This is a genomic window from Arthrobacter sp. 001422645 (assembly GCF_059816125.1).
The window spans coordinates 11,642-27,962 of sequence record NZ_JCBANT010000012.1 but is presented as its reverse complement, the minus strand read 5'-3'; the positions used below and the strand labels follow the sequence as shown (position 1 = coordinate 27,962).

General features: G+C 66.4%; 17 protein-coding genes. 10 read left to right on the top strand and 7 right to left on the bottom strand.

Annotated features, from left to right (window positions below):
• Nucleotides 1-93 precede the first annotated feature (93 nt).
• Nucleotides 94-714 (top strand): L-threonylcarbamoyladenylate synthase, encoded by a 621-nt coding sequence (locus tag AC6EUH_RS12900; RefSeq protein WP_499738873.1) that lies wholly within the window; start codon nucleotides 94-96, stop codon nucleotides 712-714.
• A gap of 15 nt (nucleotides 715-729) precedes the next feature.
• Here the strand turns inward: AC6EUH_RS12900 and AC6EUH_RS12895 are convergent, their stop codons facing one another.
• Nucleotides 730-1,029, bottom strand: a complete 300-nt coding sequence (locus AC6EUH_RS12895) for a hypothetical protein (RefSeq protein ID WP_235500128.1) — start codon at nucleotides 1,027-1,029, stop codon at nucleotides 730-732.
• 94 nt (nucleotides 1,030-1,123) lie between these two features.
• On the opposite strand from AC6EUH_RS12895, the gene AC6EUH_RS12890 reads away from it, so the two are divergent.
• Both AC6EUH_RS12890 and AC6EUH_RS12885 read left to right on the top strand, forming a co-directional pair.
• The gene (locus AC6EUH_RS12890) at nucleotides 1,124-1,267 is read left to right on the top strand and encodes a hypothetical protein (protein WP_156367511.1); all 144 of its coding nucleotides are present in this window, start codon (nucleotides 1,124-1,126) and stop codon (nucleotides 1,265-1,267) included.
• Between the two features lie 89 nt (nucleotides 1,268-1,356).
• Nucleotides 1,357-1,875: a GNAT family N-acetyltransferase gene (locus tag AC6EUH_RS12885; RefSeq protein WP_499738872.1), complete on the top strand. Its 519-nt coding sequence runs from the start codon at nucleotides 1,357-1,359 to the stop codon at nucleotides 1,873-1,875.
• A 323-nt stretch (nucleotides 1,876-2,198) separates the two neighbouring features.
• On the opposite strand, the gene AC6EUH_RS12880 is transcribed toward AC6EUH_RS12885, so the two are convergent.
• Both AC6EUH_RS12880 and AC6EUH_RS12875 read right to left on the bottom strand, forming a co-directional pair.
• On the bottom strand, nucleotides 2,199-2,867 hold the full coding sequence (locus tag AC6EUH_RS12880; RefSeq protein ID WP_499738871.1) for a hypothetical protein: 669 nt from the start codon (nucleotides 2,865-2,867) through the stop codon (nucleotides 2,199-2,201).
• Entirely contained in the window at nucleotides 2,864-3,484 is a 621-nt protein-coding gene (locus AC6EUH_RS12875) for an RNA polymerase sigma factor (protein ID WP_499738870.1), read from the bottom strand. Before AC6EUH_RS12875 ends, AC6EUH_RS12880 begins: the two co-directional genes overlap by 4 nt.
• A 272-nt stretch (nucleotides 3,485-3,756) precedes the next feature.
• Here AC6EUH_RS12875 and AC6EUH_RS12870 point away from each other — a divergent pair, with 272 nt between their 5' ends.
• Entirely contained in the window at nucleotides 3,757-4,188 is a 432-nt protein-coding gene (locus AC6EUH_RS12870) for a LexA family protein (protein WP_056426942.1), read from the top strand.
• A 4-nt stretch (nucleotides 4,189-4,192) separates the two neighbouring features.
• Nucleotides 4,193-5,473, top strand: a complete 1,281-nt coding sequence (locus tag AC6EUH_RS12865) for a Y-family DNA polymerase (RefSeq protein WP_499738916.1) — start codon at nucleotides 4,193-4,195, stop codon at nucleotides 5,471-5,473.
• Nucleotides 5,474-5,522: 49 nt separating this feature from the next.
• Here the strand turns inward: AC6EUH_RS12865 and AC6EUH_RS12860 are convergent, their stop codons facing one another.
• Entirely contained in the window at nucleotides 5,523-6,485 is a 963-nt protein-coding gene (locus AC6EUH_RS12860) for an AfsR/SARP family transcriptional regulator (protein WP_056426945.1), read from the bottom strand.
• Between the two features lie 687 nt (nucleotides 6,486-7,172).
• Here AC6EUH_RS12860 and AC6EUH_RS12855 point away from each other — a divergent pair.
• The 4 genes from AC6EUH_RS12855 (at nucleotide 7,173) to AC6EUH_RS12840 (ending at nucleotide 12,821) form a co-directional block, all read left to right on the top strand.
• Nucleotides 7,173-7,676: an HtaA domain-containing protein gene (locus AC6EUH_RS12855; RefSeq protein ID WP_056426947.1), complete on the top strand. Its 504-nt coding sequence runs from the start codon at nucleotides 7,173-7,175 to the stop codon at nucleotides 7,674-7,676.
• A gap of 20 nt (nucleotides 7,677-7,696) precedes the next feature.
• Complete coding sequence (locus tag AC6EUH_RS12850) at nucleotides 7,697-9,604, top strand: amylosucrase (protein ID WP_499738869.1); 1,908 nt, start codon at nucleotides 7,697-7,699, stop codon at nucleotides 9,602-9,604.
• A gap of 521 nt (nucleotides 9,605-10,125) precedes the next feature.
• A complete protein-coding gene (locus tag AC6EUH_RS12845; protein WP_056426952.1) occupies nucleotides 10,126-10,428 on the top strand; it encodes a DUF4193 domain-containing protein in 303 nt (100 codons plus the stop codon).
• 158 nt (nucleotides 10,429-10,586) lie between these two features.
• Nucleotides 10,587-12,821: a putative bifunctional diguanylate cyclase/phosphodiesterase gene (locus AC6EUH_RS12840; protein WP_499738868.1), complete on the top strand. Its 2,235-nt coding sequence runs from the start codon at nucleotides 10,587-10,589 to the stop codon at nucleotides 12,819-12,821.
• A gap of 37 nt (nucleotides 12,822-12,858) precedes the next feature.
• On the opposite strand, the gene AC6EUH_RS12835 is transcribed toward AC6EUH_RS12840, so the two are convergent.
• Nucleotides 12,859-13,203: a GNAT family N-acetyltransferase gene (locus tag AC6EUH_RS12835; protein ID WP_499738867.1), complete on the bottom strand. Its 345-nt coding sequence runs from the start codon at nucleotides 13,201-13,203 to the stop codon at nucleotides 12,859-12,861.
• 55 nt (nucleotides 13,204-13,258) lie between these two features.
• Nucleotides 13,259-14,266 (bottom strand): pirin family protein, encoded by a 1,008-nt coding sequence (locus AC6EUH_RS12830; RefSeq protein ID WP_499738866.1) that lies wholly within the window; start codon nucleotides 14,264-14,266, stop codon nucleotides 13,259-13,261.
• 40 nt (nucleotides 14,267-14,306) lie between these two features.
• Here AC6EUH_RS12830 and AC6EUH_RS12825 point away from each other — a divergent pair, with 40 nt between their 5' ends.
• Nucleotides 14,307-14,978 carry an alpha/beta hydrolase family protein gene (locus AC6EUH_RS12825; RefSeq protein ID WP_499738865.1) on the top strand — a complete coding sequence of 224 codons (672 nt, stop codon included), beginning with the start codon at nucleotides 14,307-14,309 and terminating at the stop codon, nucleotides 14,976-14,978.
• Between the two features lie 13 nt (nucleotides 14,979-14,991).
• Here AC6EUH_RS12825 and AC6EUH_RS12820 read toward each other — a convergent pair whose 3' ends face one another.
• A complete protein-coding gene (locus AC6EUH_RS12820) occupies nucleotides 14,992-16,275 on the bottom strand; it encodes a class I SAM-dependent methyltransferase (protein WP_499738864.1) in 1,284 nt (427 codons plus the stop codon).
• Nucleotides 16,276-16,321 lie beyond the last annotated feature (46 nt).

Sequence of the window (16,321 nt, the reverse complement as noted above, 5' to 3'; positions counted from 1 at the left end):
GCTATCAGACAGAACTGTCTGTGCACAAGCGTCGGCGACTGCCGGCTGGACGCGCGGCACCGCGCCGCCCGCCGTCGGGCGTAAGCTCGTGCCATGGCGAGATACTTCGATGTTCACCCCGAGAACCCCCAGGCACGGTCCATCACCCAGGCGGTGGAAATCGTCCGTTCCGGCGGGCTGATCGCCTATCCCACTGATTCCTGCTACGCGCTCGGCGCGCAGCTGGGGAACAAGGATGCCCTGGACCGCATCAGGACCATCCGCCACCTCGACAACAAACATCACTTCACGCTGGTCTGCAAGGACTTCGCCCAGCTGGGCCAGTTCGTGCAGATCGACAATGACGTGTTCCGCAACATCAAGGCCGTCACACCGGGGAGCTACACGTTCATCCTGCCAGCCACCAAGGAGGTCCCAAAGCGGCTGCTGCACCCGAAGAAAAAGACGGTGGGCGTTCGGATCCCGGACAACAAAGTGGTGCAGGCATTGCTGGCTGAACTGGGCGAGCCGCTGCTCTCCAGCACGCTGCTGCTGCCGGATGAGGAAGAACCGCTGACGCAGGGCTGGGAAATCAAGGAACGGCTGGAGCACGTGGTGGACGCAGTCGTCGACTCCGGCGACTGCGGCGCGGAGCCGACCACTGTCATTGACTACTCCAGCGGCACGGCGGAAGTCGTCCGGCGCGGCATGGGCGACCCGTCGCGCTTCGAATAACCCCGCCGGGGGAACCTACGCGGAAGCGGTCCCGGCCGAACCGGCGTCGCCCGACGCCCGGTTCCGGAGCAAGCGGCGCGACAGATCCACTACGGCGACAAGCCCTGCGAGGGGCGTGAGCACGGCCGCGACGTAGACGAAGAGCAACCAGCTGAGCGTCGTCAGCAGCGTCTGGTGGTTGCTCAGCAGGGAGAGCCCGCCGAGGAGCCCGATGCCCCAAAACAAGACCACGCCGGCCAATACCGCTGCCGCGGGGAAGTACTCGCTCGAGACAGTGGTTTTCACGGTGCTCTGCAAAATCATCAAGGTTTTCATGGACCCTCCTCATGCCTGGCGGTGGAGAGAATCCGCCGGGGTCATTCCAAGTATGGGGCCCGCCGCAACCGGATTTTCGTCGAATGCCCGCGACGTGACGAAGCTAACGAACGTCGCTGCGAATTCCTTCGCCGAGCCTGCCCTGAACCGCCGGGCGGTGGAACTGCGGCTCCACATCGCGCCCATCGTCCTGGGTGCGGGCGAGCGGCTGCTGGGACGGCGTCGCGAACCAGCTTGAACCTGAAAATCTGATTTCCCCTCGTCAGAGGGCGTGAAATGCCGAGCCGGCGGCACGGGAAACGGGGATCCTGCGCATACGATCTTGTGATGCCTCGCCTTACCGCTCCGGACGTCAGATACCACTCCTCCTGGCTGGAAGGATCAGCTGAATTTTCCGGCGCCCGCAGGGACGGCGGGGGCGCGGAGGACTGGCCGCTGGAAGAACTCAGGGATGCCCTGACATTCCACCGGTTTGTGGAGGCGCTTGCTATGGATGCATTGCCGGAGAGCCCGCGGAAGCCGGGATACGTGCCCTGCACCTACCTGTGGGTCGTGGAGGGTGACACGTTCCTTGGCTCTCTGGCGATCAGGCACGAGCTGAACGAATTCCTCCTCAACGAGGGTGGGCACATCGGCTACAGCATCAGGCCTTCCGCGAGACGCCGCGGCCACGCGGCTGCCGCGCTGGCCGACGCCCTGCTGGTAGCGCGAAACCTGGGAATTCCCCGGGTTCTGCTCACCTGCGATGACAACAACACCGGCTCCCGGGCGACCATCGAAAAGAACGGCGGCGTATACGAGGACACCCGCAACGGCAAACGACGCTACTGGATCGATACCGCCTAACCGGTCACCCGTTGATGACGGTGCGGTTCCCGTGTGCTTCTTGCACGGTCAGGGTCATCGTCCTGCATGACCCGGAGTGGACAGCCACCCTCTTCCGCACTCCATATGAGCCCACCTGATCCCGGCCGCTGGTACCTGTCCGCCTCAGCGTCCTGGGCGGTCGGCAGTCCGCAGAGTCTGCCGGTAACCTGCGGAGGAGCTTTTGTACGCATGGCCCCCGAGGACGCAGGACGATGGCCGCAGTGACGCCGATGTCGGCGGATGGGCGCACTCGTTCCGGCGGGCCCCGGGGGCACGCGTTCCAGCGCTCAGATTGCTTCCGGCTATTTCTCGAGCGCGGGGATTCCGAGCCGGGCGCAGACTTCGGCTGGGCCGGGGATGACGGCGACGGTGTTGTCGACGACGCACGCGGTCAGGAATGGAACGTAGTGTCCCAATGCCAGGTTGTCCGGTCCGGGGTAGAGGGGATTGCCATTTTGGTCCATGTTCGCGTCCTCAGGGACGATACGGTCGCCCCTGGGACCTTGGGGAGGCGACACGAAACCGTCCGGGATGAGGTCATCGGTTTCTCCGCTTTGGTTCATTGTCCCGATATCCCACGCTTTGCTGCATTGGTTGATGGGGTCGTTGATCTGTTTCATTCCGGCGTTCTTATCGTCCGGGTTTGGGTTGTTCTCCGTGTCGAAACCTGCGATGAAAGTCCCGGTGGTGATGTAAGGAGGCCTTGTCTCCCCGGGCGAGCCGATGACGGGCATTCTGGTGGTGATGTCGGCGTGGTAGTAGCAGCGGATGTCCCGTTTATCCTCCACTGGTGCCAATGACACGTAGACGCCGGCGGCGGTGGTGCCGGCCAGTGCCAGCCCGGCGAAGGTCAGCATTGCGGGTTTGCGCCACTGGGGGGTCGGCTTGGGCGTCCGGCGGGCCTCCTGGACGAGGAGGTTCTGGACGCGGTTTTTGGTGTCTTTCGGGTAGGTCACTTCAGACAGGTTCATGAGAGCCTCGCTTCAACGATCGTCGTGTCGAGTTGTTCCTTGGGCTCCAGGTCCCGGTTCGTGGCAGCCAGCTTGGCCCGTGCGCGATGCAGTCTCGATTTCACTGTCCCGATTCGGACGCCGAGGGTCTTGGCGGCCACTTCCTGGCTAACTCCGTTCATCAGGCACAGGATCACGACGTCACGTTCCCCATCGTTCAGCCCCGCGGTCGTGTCAAGCAATTCGCGGACGGCACGTTCCGCGTCGAGCCTCGAGGCGACTGCCTCCGCATGGTCTGCTGCAGGTTGGCCGTGCCGGGGATCGGAGTGTGGCAGCCTGGCCAGGAAGTCGGCGTGCCTCCTCGATCCCCTGGCACGATTGCGGTTCGCGTTTGTTGCCACGCCGAGCAGCCACGGCAGGACAGTGTCCCTCTCCGGTCTGAGTCTGTTGCGCTGCCGCCACGCCTCCAAAAAGGTGATCGAGACGAGTTCCTCCGCGTCGTGCCAGGAACCGCACCGGGACAGGCAGTACCGAAAGACCGCATCGGCGTGCCTGTCGAACAGGACCCCGAAGGCGTCAGCATCGCCTGCACTGCACTTACGCCACAGGTCTTCGTCGGTGTCCCCCATTAGCCTCATGCCTTGTAGTGTCCGCAGGACCCGAAAAGGTTCCCGCTCCGCCAAAATAGTTTTCGCCGTTCCCGGCCAGACTCCGAGTCCCGCCCCTGCCCAGCACTGAGAGTCAAAGCTACGGCAGTCGGAACACTAAGGACGGAAAGCGGAAGCTGCGCCGCAGCGCGGATCTGATCCTCCGTCAGATGCAACATGTTGAGGCATGCCCAATGTCGGCGCCCGGAGCTACACTGAAGCATCGAACATATATTCGAATATGGGTGTAGCGAGGGTGTGTTGTGGGCGTAATCATCGGGCCCCGCGTGATAGACGCGGGCACTTCTCTACTGTCGGTCCTTATCTCGCCGGTGCCGGTTGCCGCCGGCTACCCTTCTCCCGCGCAGGACTACTTTGACGGCCGCATCGACCTCAACGAACACCTCATCAAGGACATCACCAGCACCTACGTCGTCAGGGTGTCCGGGGACTCCATGGAGCGTGCCGGGATCAGCGACGGCGACGAGCTGATCGTGAACCGCGCCCTCGAGCCGCGCGACGGCTGCGTCGTCGTCGCGGTCCTCGATGGCGAGCTCACAGTCAAGAGACTGCGCATCACGGCGTCCGGCGTGGTGCTGCAGGCCGACAACCCGCGGTACCCGGACATCAGGGTGCCGGCACTGTCGGACCTGGTCATCTGGGGCGTCGCGACCCGTTGCCTGCACCATGTCTAGGGCCATGCCGGGCCGGGGCAGCGTGGCCCTTGTTGACGTGAACTGCTTCTATGCCAGCGCCGAACGCGCCTTCGACCCCTCGCTGGAGGGCCGTCCGCTGGTGGTGCTCTCCAATAACGACGGCTGCGCGGTCACCCGCTCCCCCGAAGCGAAAGCACTCGGAATCAGCCTCGGCGAGCCGTGGTTCAAGCTCGCACCGCGGGCAAAGGAATGGGGGCTGGTGGCTCGGTCCAGCAACTACGAGCTCTACGGGGACATCAGCGCCCGGGTGATGGAACTCCTCGGCCGCTACTCGGCCTGGCTGGAGGTCTACAGCATCGACGAGGCCTTCCTCGGCGTCAACGGCACCCCGGAGGAACTGCAGCGGCTGGGCCACACGATGAAAACCGCAGTGCGCCGCAACGTCGGCGTCCCCGTCTGCGTCGGCATCGCCGGCACCAAGACCCTGGCGAAACTGGCCAACAAGTGGGCCAAGCACAATCCGGCGTTCGACGGCGTCTGCCACTGGGACGCTGTTCCCGCCGCCCGGCGGGAGAAACTCATGGCGGGCCTGTCCGTGGTCGAGCTCTGGGGAGTGGCAGCACGGCTGACCAAACGGCTGAACGCACAGAATATCCACACGGTCCTGGACCTCGCCCGCGCAGACCCCATCAAGATCAGGGACCGCTTTTCGGTGGTGCTGATGCGGACGGTCCTGGAGCTCAACGGAACACCGTGCATCCCCCTGGAAGAGGAACGGATCGGCCGCGACCAGCTCATCTTCAGCCGTTCCTTTGCCACACCGATCACCACCGGCGCCGGGGTGCGCCAGGTGCTGGGCATCTACGCCCAGCAGGCCAGCGCCCGGCTGGCGAAGCACCGGCTCCAGGCCAAGCTTCTGACGGCGTTCGCCGCCACGTCCTTCTACGACCCGCAGGACAACTCGTACCCCACCGTCTACGTGCCCCTGCCGATGCCCACCGCCGATCCCGTCCTCCTGGCGAGAGCGGCGTACGCCCTGCTCCCCCGGATTGACGACGGCGTCAAGTACGTCCGCGCGGGGATCATGGTCACCGATCTGCGCCCCACCGGCAACCAGGCGCCGCTGGCAATCTTCGAAAATCCGCACGAGGAACGAGGCATCGGCCCACTGCTGGAGGACGTCAGCCGGAGATACGGGCGGGGGTCGATCGGCCTCGGCTTCGCCGGGATCCGGGGCGGACCGGATTGGAGCATGAAGCGGGACATGCTGTCCCCGCGGTACACGACGCACTGGGCAGAACTCCCCGTGGTCAAAGCCGCGTGACCAGTCTGGCGGGCAACACCGGCTGCGGGAAAGGCTCCGCGCGAACCGGTCAGACGGCGACGGCCAGCGCCTGCTGCAGGAACGAGTCGAGGACCCTGCCGGCGTTCTCCTGCATGCGCCGGGATTCCTCGGCGGGGTGCTGCGTGCACTTGGGTCCGTGCAGCCGCTCCCCCAGGTACAGCAGCGCCGCAAGGACTTCCGAGAGTTCGGTGTTACCCTCGGCGCGCTGTCGGAGCAGCCTCAGGTGGGCGGCCTGCAGGGCAGGGCCCGGAGTGCAGCCCAGGTCGCGGTCAAACAGCCGGCGGCAGCGCTCATAGGCCGACAGCCCCTCCACCGGAAGACCGGCCTGTTCGTATCCCGCAACAAGAATGGTCCACGCACGTTCGTTAAGCGGTTCGGCCTGGACAGCGGACTGCGCCAGCGAAATGGTCAGGTCTGGTTTGTCCAGAAAGGCCGCGGTCTCGGCCGCGAGGACCTGGGCGGCGACCTTCTCGGCAGCATGCCGCAACCGGGCCTCTTCGGCCCAGTCAGCCACCAGTTCAAAACCCAGCAACGGCTCGGCGGCCATTTCCAGAGCCTGCATGGACAGCGTATGGGCCTCGGCCGGAGCGGCATGCCGGGCCGCATTGAGCAACTGCTGGAACGCCGAGAGATCCAGTTCCACCAGTTGAGGGTCCAGTACGTAGCCGCTGTTCGCGGTGCGCAGCGGACCCGTCTTGGTGTTGCCCGGCTGGATCGCCCTGCGAATGCCACTGACGTAGCTCTCCAGGGTGGCGACGGCGCCGCCGCTGGCCCGGGGCCCCCACAGGATCTCCACAAGGCGCGTTTTGGAAACAGGTGTCCCCAGATTCAGCAAAAGAATTTCCAGAATGTGCCGGGGCTTGCAGCCACCCAGGTCCGCAGCCGTGAGCACTGCGCCATCTCGCCGGATCTCAAATGCGCCGAATAGTCGTACAGAAATTACCGGCGTTGCGCCGCGCAAGTTATCCACATCGATCTCCGATTTCCCCATTTAGAACTTAATCATTATTCGGAGAGCCGGAAAGAATTATTGGAACGTCGTGCTGAGACTCGCTTCCATCCGACTTTCTAGGGAAACCGTGACATGCAAAACAGGGGACAACAAGCAATGAAGCTACCCGTTCCTTTACCGTGCGTAAAGTCGAGTACACCCTGGGAACGCCACCAAGTAACTGGCGAATTTAAAGTGAGTACTCCGGTCGATTGGCAAGTATCACGGCTGTCCGCCGACGGTACGGTGTCGAGTAGGCAATCCCGGGACCTGGCAACTGTCGCCGCAGGCCAGACGCAGACCGGAAGCGACCGTCTTTTGGCCACTCTCGTGTCGCCCGCGACAGCCGGCATCCCACGACTGCGGGCGGAAATAAACCCATCCGCCATACCAGTGAATGCCGCACCGGTCCGGCAGGGAAATTTCAATATTCTGCCTTTTCCCTTGGAAATTGACGAGCGGTGGAAGGTCATTTTCCAACTGCAAAAAACAATTCAGAAGGCCATTGCCGCATCATGTGCCCGGCTTTTCAGCGTGCAGCTCGGAACCGAAACTTCCTGGTCACCCCTTGGAAACGGCAAGTCCAGAATACGCTCCATGACACGCCGCCCGGAGGGCAGTTCATACCGCAGGCAATCGGCCGCTAGGCTCAGAGGAGACCCGCCTTTGAGCCACAGGAGAACCCGCGTGAACCCAGCGTCCGCTTCACCCGATCCGCTGTCGCCGTTGGGCCTGAGCTGGGGCATCAAGCGCAGCTTCGTCGACTACATCGCCAGCCTGCCGGACGGGTCCGTTTCAGCGACCGACGGGGCAACCGTGGCCGGAACTTCGCTGTTCTGCTTCAGCCCCGAAACCTCCGATTACGACGTCGCGCGCGGTACCGGCGTGCTGCGCTTCCGTGGCGACGTTCGGCTCGCCGGGCACCACGGCATGCTCCTGGTCCGGCTGCTGGACCCCTGGGTCACCTTTTCCAGCGGCAGCGGCGTGCTGTCCATCAGCACCGGGGACGACAGCGGCCAGGACCGCACCGCCGTCGGCTTCCTCAGCCCCTCGAAACCCCGCGACGCCGGCGGTTTCCTGGTCTGGGATCACGTCGACGTCGTGGTTTCTCCGGACGGGTCCGAACTCTTCGACGGCCAGTATGCGGCCGGGCAGCCGATGGATCCGCTCGTCATCCGGGTTCCCGGCTAAACCGAAGAGGGAGGACATTCATGGTGGAATTCGCGGACGATGTCGAAACGGCCCTGCAGCACGTGCTCGCCGGGCTGGCCGCGGGATCGATGCCCGGGGACAAGGACTGGGCTGCCTTCCGGCGCCGCCTGGATGCCCACCTCCCGGACCTCGCTCTGCTGTTCCACAGTCTCTACGGGAGCCGCACGGAATGGCTGGATCAGTTGACGGCCCTGGTACAGCAGGCCGCCCGTTCGTGGGCGGAGCGGCCAGCGGAGCTCAAAGCCCTCGACGCCGCCCGCGAGCAGGACAGCGGCTGGTTCCTGTCCAACGAGATGCTCGGCGGGGTCTGCTACGTGGACCGCTACGCCGGAAACCTGGACGGCGTCCGCCGCCGGATCCCGTACTTCAAGGAACTTGGCCTCACGTACCTGCACTTGATGCCCCTGTTCCTGGCGCCGGAGCCGCACTCCGACGGCGGCTATGCCGTCTCCAGCTACCGTGAAGTCAACCCCTCGCTCGGCACCATGGAGGAGTTGCGCTCTCTTGCCGCCGAGCTGCGGGCCCACGGCATCAGCCTCGTCGTGGACTTCATCTTCAATCACACCTCCGATGAACACGCCTGGGCCCGGAAGGCCGCCGCCGGCGATCCCGGCTTCAGCGACTACTACTGGATCTATCCCGACCGGACCATGCCGGACGCCTTTGAGGAACAGGTACGGGAGATCTTCCCGGACGATCACCCGGGCTCGTTTGTGCCGATGCCGGACGGGCGCTGGGTCTGGGCGACGTTCCACACCTTCCAGTGGGACCTGAACTACGCCAACCCTGAGGTGTTCCGGGCCATGGCGGGCGAGATGCTCTTCCTGGCCAACCAGGGTGTGGACATCCTCCGGATGGACGCTGTCGCCTTCATCTGGAAGCAGCTCGGAACGCCCTGCGAGAACCTCCCCGAAGCACACCTGCTGCTGCGGGCGTTCAACGCCGTGTGCCGGTTGGCGGCGCCGTCCCTCCTGTTCAAGTCCGAGGCGATCGTGCACCCCGACGAGGTGGCGCAGTACATCGATCCCGCGGAATGCCAGCTCTCCTACAACCCGCTGCAGATGGCGCTCATTTGGGAAGCCATGGCCACACGGGACGTTTCCCTGCTGGCGCAGGCATTGGACCGGCGGCACAACATTCCCGAGGCAACATCCTGGGTCAACTACGTCCGGAGCCACGACGACATCGGCTGGACGTTTGCCGACGAGGACGCCGCCCAGCTGGGCATCAACGGCTTCGACCACCGGAGGTTCCTGAACTCCTTCTACGTCAACCGCTTCCCGGACAGCTTCGCCCGGGGCGTCCCGTTCCAGGACAACCCGCGGACGGGAGACTGCCGCATTTCCGGCACGACGGCGTCACTCTGCGGGCTGGAGGGCGGCACCGGCCAGGCTGTGGACCGCATCCTGCTGGCGCATTCGGTCTCATTCAGCACCGGCGGCGTCCCGCTGCTTTACCTGGGCGACGAGGTGGGACAGCTCAACGACTATGGCTATGCCCTCGAGGACGGCCACGGCACCGACAGCCGCTGGGTCCACCGCCCGCACTATCCCGCTGCCCGGTACGCCCGGCGCCATGACCCCTCCACTCCGGAGGGCGCGGTGTTCGCCGGGCTCCGGAACATGATTGCCGTCCGGTCCCGCACGCCGGAACTGGCCGGGACCAGGCTGCTGGATTTCGACACGCAGAACCGGGGTGTCCTCGGCTATCAGCGGCCCGGCGACGGGACCAGGATCCTGGCGCTCGCCAACTTCAGCGACCTGGCCCAGACAGTGGCCGCGGTGACGCTCTCCGGATTCGCCGCGGACGCCTTCGATCTCCTGACCGGGACCCGCCTGGGGCTTGGCCAAGGGATTGTGCTCAAACCGCAGCAGTTCGTCTGGCTCAGGGTTACGCCACTGTCCTGACTCTAGGCGTCCCTCGGGGCCTTCAGGACCTGGGAAGGGGACCCGAACAGCCAGCCGGAAACGTCGCTGCGCAGGACCAAGTGGGGCCCTCCGGTGGCACTCACGCTGCCGGTCGGAACGTAATACCCGCGTCCGGCACCCGGACCACCGGCTGCACGGTCCAATGCATCCGTAAGGTGTCTGGGCAGGTGACCCGCGGGCCCCAGAGCCCGGAGGCCGTCGAGTTCTTCCGGCGTGAGCCGTCCGAGCACTGCTGCGATATCGGCCATCATGATTCCCTTCGGGCGGGTGGTGCCTAAGGAACCAGCCTAGGTTCGCACCATGAACGGCGCATTAACTCCGGACGACCATCCTCGAACACCTCGCGGGCCGGGACGCGGCGACGGGCCCGTCTCGCCGGCCACACGCACGTGTCATGAGCGTCACTGCATGCCGCCCCTTTACACCCAGCAAATTAACGGGTAGATGCTGTACGGTTCAATCCCGGGAAACCCAGAACAACGGAATCGAGAATCAACCAGGTGGCAACCGATTATGACGAAGTCCGATCAGACGTTGCGGAATCACGCAACGCCTCACTAGAGGCCCTTCGCTCCGCGAACGCGCCGGACGCCCGCAGCGTCACCCGTGAGCTCGACGAAGCTGACACCTCCGAGGGCGTGGAACTGCCGGGCGCCGACCTGTCCGGCGAGGAACTGACGGTCACCGTCATTCCACAGAAGGAAGACGAATTTACGTGCTACTCGTGCTTCCTGGTCCGGCACCGCTCGCAGCTCGCACGCGAAAAGGCGGGTCATTCGTACTGCGCTGACTGCATGAGCTAGCAGGCGTTCAGCTTCACATTTCCGCAACAACACCGCCGGGCATGCCCTGCATGGCAGGTTGCTATACGCTCCTCACAGACGATGCGGGGCGTGCCGGCACGTAGCCGGAGGCGGAACTCATGCGGGACTGGATCACTATGCCGGAGGGACCTCCTCCGATGGCGGATGACGCCGCCGCTGATGGCCAGCTCCTCATCGACAGCTCCGGCATTGGCAGCCCTGGCACCGGTCCTGCCGGTACCGGGGCTGTCCCCGTTGGCAGCGAAGGCCGGCGCCCCGGACGGACCTGGAGCCTGAAGGCCGAATGGTCCAGGGCCTTCGCCCTCATGCTGGTGGCGCTTCTCCTGGGGGCCCTGGCCACGGTTGTCGGCGTCAGGGCCGTAGCGGACCAGATTGAGGAAACGGCCGCCCGCCTGCATCGTGAATCGGAGACCGTCGCGGATCTGCGCTCTGCCCTCGATGCCCATGAACAGGCCGGCCATCGCCTTTTGTCCAGTGCGCAGGCCGACCGCTCGGCGTACCGCCAACAGCAGCAGGACGTCACCCGCCGCTTCGAGGACGCCATCCTCCTGCTGCCGGCCGAGCGGGACATGCGCGCCTCCGCGAGCCGGGCCCGCGACGAGTGGCAGGACGGCCTTGCGGAGCACGGACTCTGGGGCAGCCAGGTCGAGTCCCTCACCGGAGACCGCGTGGCCGATTCACCCGGCCTCGCCGCGTCCGGCGCGGGCGTCCGTGCACTCCTGGACCGGATCCAGCGCTCCGCCCTTGAATCGATGGACTCCGGCCTGGCCTACGGCGCCGAACTCCAGCAGATCGTGATCGCAGCCCGCAGCGCACTTTTCGGACTGGCGGCCGCAGGCGTGGTCTACTTCCGCGCCAGGATCGTCAAATTCCTGATCCGGCCCGTGGAAGCCCTGCGGCATGGTGTCCTCAGGCTGCAGTCGGGTGACTACAGCCACCGCATCGACGTCGTCCGTCGGGACGAGCTGGGCGAGCTGGCCGACGCCTTCAACTCCATGGCCGCCGCCGTCCACGACAGCCACCTCGCGCTGACCCACCGTGCCACCCATGATCCGCTGACCGGGCTCGCAAACCGTGCGGCCTTGACCGAGCGTCTCGCAGCGACTTTCCAACCCGGTACGGACCGCCGCTCCCGGCACGAGGGGCTGTTGATCATTGATGTCGACGACTTCAAGGACGTCAACGATTCACTCGGGCACGAAGGCGGCGACGCCCTGCTGGTCCAACTGGCCGGCCGGCTGCAGGGCTGCGTGCGGTCCCACGATCTCGCCGCCCGCCTCGGCGGCGACGAGTTTGCGATTGTGGTCAGCGACGACGCCGATGGATCCGTCACCGCCGGGATCGCGGAGCGCATCCATGACACACTCCGTGCCCCGTTCTCTGTCGGGGAAGTCCGGTTGAAGGTTTCAGTCAGCATGGGAGCTGCGCGGCGCCGCCCGGAAACCGGCGATCCCGCCGAGCTGCTGCGGCAGGCCGACTTCGCGATGTATACGGCCAAACAAAACGGCAAGGGGCGCTATCAGCGCTTCGACGCCGCGGGCTATGACAGGATGACGCACCGCGCCGCCCTTCGGGCCGACCTGGCTGCCGCAGTGACCCAGCGGCAGCTTCGGCTCGAGTACCAGCCCGTGGCCGACCTGCGCACCGGCGAAATTCTGGGCGTGGAGGCGCTGGTGCGGTGGGATCATCCAACGCTGGGGCTTCTGGAGCCCGGCGAGTTCATCCCGCTCGCCGAAGAGACCGGCGACATCGAAGCGATCGGCTGCTGGGTGCTGAGCACCGCCAGCCGCCAGGCCGCCCGGTGGCGTGACTCGATGGCCCACTGCCACGACCTCTGGGTTTCCATCAACCTCTCCACCCTGCAGCTGCCGAGCCCCCGGAACCTCGCCGCGATCGAGAACATCCTGCGGGACCCCGGCGCGCAGGCGGACAAAGTGGTACTGGAAGTCACCGAGACGGCCCTGGCCAGCAGCGTCGACGGGGGCATCACCGCCCTCAACCGGCTGAAGGGCTTCGGCGTCCGCATCGCTATCGACGACTTCGGGACCGGCTACTCCTCGCTGAGCGCCCTGGCCGAACTGCCCGCGGACATCCTCAAGATCGACCGGTCGTTCCTCTCCGGCAGTTCCGCCGACGCACCGTCCGCTGCCATGCTCGAGGGCATTCTAGGCCTCGCGCGCAGGCTCAACCTCGACGCGATCGCCGAAGGCATCGAGGACCCCGCGCAGCTGGCCCTGGTCCGCGGCCTGGGCTGCCGCCTGGGGCAGGGATACCTGCTGTCCCGTCCTGCGCCGGCAGCGCTCATCGAGGCCCTCCTTGCCGCAGGCGCCCGCCTGCAGCCCCCGGCCGGAGCGGACACCCCGGACTCCTGAGCCGGCCCGCCGACCGGAACTCCTCCTGCGCACCGGGTCAGCCGCGGGCGTGCTGCCCCAAGGCGTTCTTGAGCACAGCCAGCAGCGCCGGCGTGGGCTTCTGAATCATGGCCTCATACTGTGGGTGCTTTCCCAGGTACTTCTTGATGTAGGGACACACCGGAACGATCTTCAGGCCTGCGGCGACCGTCTCGTCGAGAGCGTGCGCCGCGAGCCGTCCGGCCAGCCCCTGGCCGCCGTATCCGTCCTCGATGACCGTGTGGTAGAAAATGCGGTGGGTTACACCGTCGTCGACGTAGGCAGCCTGGCCGACTGCGGAGTCGCCGTCGAGCACTTCAAAGCGCAGGCGTGCCGGATTATTGCGGATGGTGATATCGCTCAACGACTTCTCGTTTCTGGCGCGCGGAGTGCGCAGCGCACGGTGTCCGTACCGGGCATCAGTCGCGGGGGCGGAGCCGGGCGTTGGGGAGGGCGGGGGCCGGCAGCGGTGCCGGTTCGCCCGGAGGGAACGTGCCGAAACGCGGGCCGCCATTGTCGCCACCGGATTCCGGATGGACTGACGGAGGGGCCTCGACGCCGATTTCCGCTTGCCATTGAGCCCGGAATCCGACGATTTCTTCATGGTTCCGTCCCACGAAATTCCACCACATGACGATCTTCTCGCCCAGGGGCTCGCCTCCGATCAGCAGCACGCGCAGGGGCTCGACGCCGGCCTCCAGGGTCAGGGACGTGCGCCCGACGGGCAGGTAAGCGAGGTGGTCCTTGGCAACCGGACGGCCATCCACCAGGGGAGCTCCGGCGTCCACCAGCAGACCGTGCTCAAAGGACGGATCCGTATCCAGCGTCAGCCTGGCTCCCGGTTCCAGGCGAATCTCGGCGCCGAGCAGCGGCGTGTGGGTGGTGACCGGCGAACTGGCGCCGGCGATCGATCCCAGAAAGACCCGGATGGTCCAGCCGGGACCGGACAGCGGCTCGGGGCGGAAATGCTCGAACGTGGGCTCCATCCCGCGCGCCCGGTCCGGCAGCGCCACCCACAGCTGCGCACCATGCAGTACCTCCGTGGCCGGCGTGGAAAACTCCGAGTGGCTGATGCCGCGTCCTGCGGTCATCAGGTTAACCTCGCCGGGCCGCACGGCGGCGTGGAAACCGGCCGAGTCGCGGTGCTCGATTTCACCGGTAAACAGCCAACTGACCGTTTGCAGTCCGGTGTGCGGGTGGCGCGGCACGCGCATGCCCCCGGAGTCGCCCACCCGGTCCGGGCCGTAATGGTCCAGGAAGCACCAGGCGCCGATGAGGCTACGCTGGCGCTGGGGCAGGGTCCGTCGTACGTCCATGGCCCGCGGCCCGCCCAGAGGGACCTGGCGGGGAACCAGGATTTCCACGCTGCCGCCGTCGCTATCCGTCCCGCAAAGTATCTCCTGAGGGGCCACCTCGGTATTGCTCATGCCACCAGCCTAGCCGTCTCGCAGGCGTCATGATGGAGTCATGACCATCCCCGAGTCTCCCGTCATGATCGCCGTTGGCGAGTCCACCGTATCGGGCGTCTATGCCCGCCCTGAGCAGCCATCTGCCACGCTGGTGGTCGCCCACGGCGCCGGAGCCGGCATGGAACACCCGTTCCTGGCCGGTTTCACCCGCGCCGTCAATATACTGGGCATCGCCACGCTCCGCTTCAACTTCCCCTACCGGGAAGCCGGCCGGAAGTTCCCGGACCGGCCTCCCGCTGCCGTCGCCACGTGGCGGGCGGCCATGGCCGAGGCTGCTGGCCGGTCAGCGGGCGAGCCGCTCTGGGCCGCGGGCAAGTCCTTCGGCGGACGCATGGCCTCCATGGCGGTTGCCGAGGGGATGCCGGCGGCAGGACTGATCTATCTGGGCTACCCGCTCCATCCCCCGGGCAAGCCGGAGAAACTCCGGGACGAACACCTCTACGGGCTGACGCTACCCATGCTCTTCCTGCAGGGCACCCGCGACCCGTTCGCCGCCCCCGAACTACTGGAGGCCGTGGCGGCCCGGATCGGCCCCTCGGCAACGCTGGAGTGGCGGGACGGCGGCGGCCACACTTTCGAGGTCGCCGGAACCAAACGCAGCGCGGAGGACGTCGGAGCCTCGCTGGCGGCGTCCGCCGCGGCCTTCATCACCGCCCACGGCCCCGGCTAAGGCGTCCGCGGCCTCACAGCCAGGCGGCCCGGCGCAGCGGCGGCTCGGCACCCCCGGGCCGCTGGACGAGGATCTGGTTGACGCCGGTGATGCCCGACTCGAAACCCAGCGCGCTGGCGGCCATGTAGAGCCGCCAGACCCTGGCCCGCCCCTCTCCTACCGCCTGCACGGCGTCACTCCAGTGATCCTCCAGGTTCTGCACCCAGGCCCGGAGGGTGAGCGCATAGTGCCGGCGCAGGGCTTCGACGTCGAGCACTTCCAGTCCGCCGGCCTCCAGCGCCCCCACCATCTCCGCGAGGCCCAGCATCTCGCCGTCCGGGAACACGTAGCGCGGGATGAACGAGTCCGGATCCGGCGCGGTGGGGCCCGCGTTCCAGGAAATGGCGTGGTTGAGCAGCCTGCCGCCCGGCCGGAGCAGCCCGTGCAGCCTGGCGACGTAAGCGGGCATCTGCTCGCGGCCCACGTGCTCGGACATCCCGATGGAACTGATCGCGTCGAACGGCCCGTCGTCGACGTCGCGGTAGTCCTGGACGCGGATGGCCACACGGTCCGTCAGGCCGGCCTCTGCCACCCGCTTGCCGGCCATGGTCGCCTGTTCGCCGGAAAGCGTCACGCCCACGACGTCGACTCCGTAGTTCCGGGCGGCGTGCAGGGCGAAACTCCCCCACCCGCATCCGACGTCGAGCACCCTCATGCCCGGCTGCAGTCCCAGCTTCCGGCAGACCAGATCGATTTTGGCGTCCTGCGCGGCTTCGAGCCCGGTCCGTTCGTCCTCCCACACCGCGCAGGAGTAGACCATGGACGGGCCAAGGACAAGAGCGTAAAAATCGTTGCCGACGTCGTAGTGGTGGGAAATGACCGCCGCATCACGCGTCCGCGTATGCCGCCGGCCGGCGCGGACCACCTTCGCTTCCTCCGGCGGGGGTGCCGGGTTGGGTCCAAGGGCGCCCAGCAGGGCGGCGTTCTTCAGGATTGTCGCGAGTTCGCGGACGGTCGGACGACGGAACGGACCGGGCTCGGCGAACTTGCCGGTGGAGCTGAGGGCGGCGAAACTGGCGAAGACGTCGCCCGGGGCGTCCACATCCCCTGCAACGTAGGCTCGGCTGAGGCCCAGCTGACCGGGAGACCACAGCATCCGGCGCAAAGCCCGCCGGGACCGGAACTCAAGGACCGGCGCGCCGGCCGGTCCGGCCTCCGAGCCGTCCCAGGCTTTCAGCCGCAGCGGGATTTCCTCGGCGCCCAGGACGATGGCGAGCACTTCCGCCAGCCGCGGCGCCACCCCGGTCTGTTTCGTCATGATCATGGCCTCTCTTCCGGTGCGATAGTCCGGTCCCAATCTATTT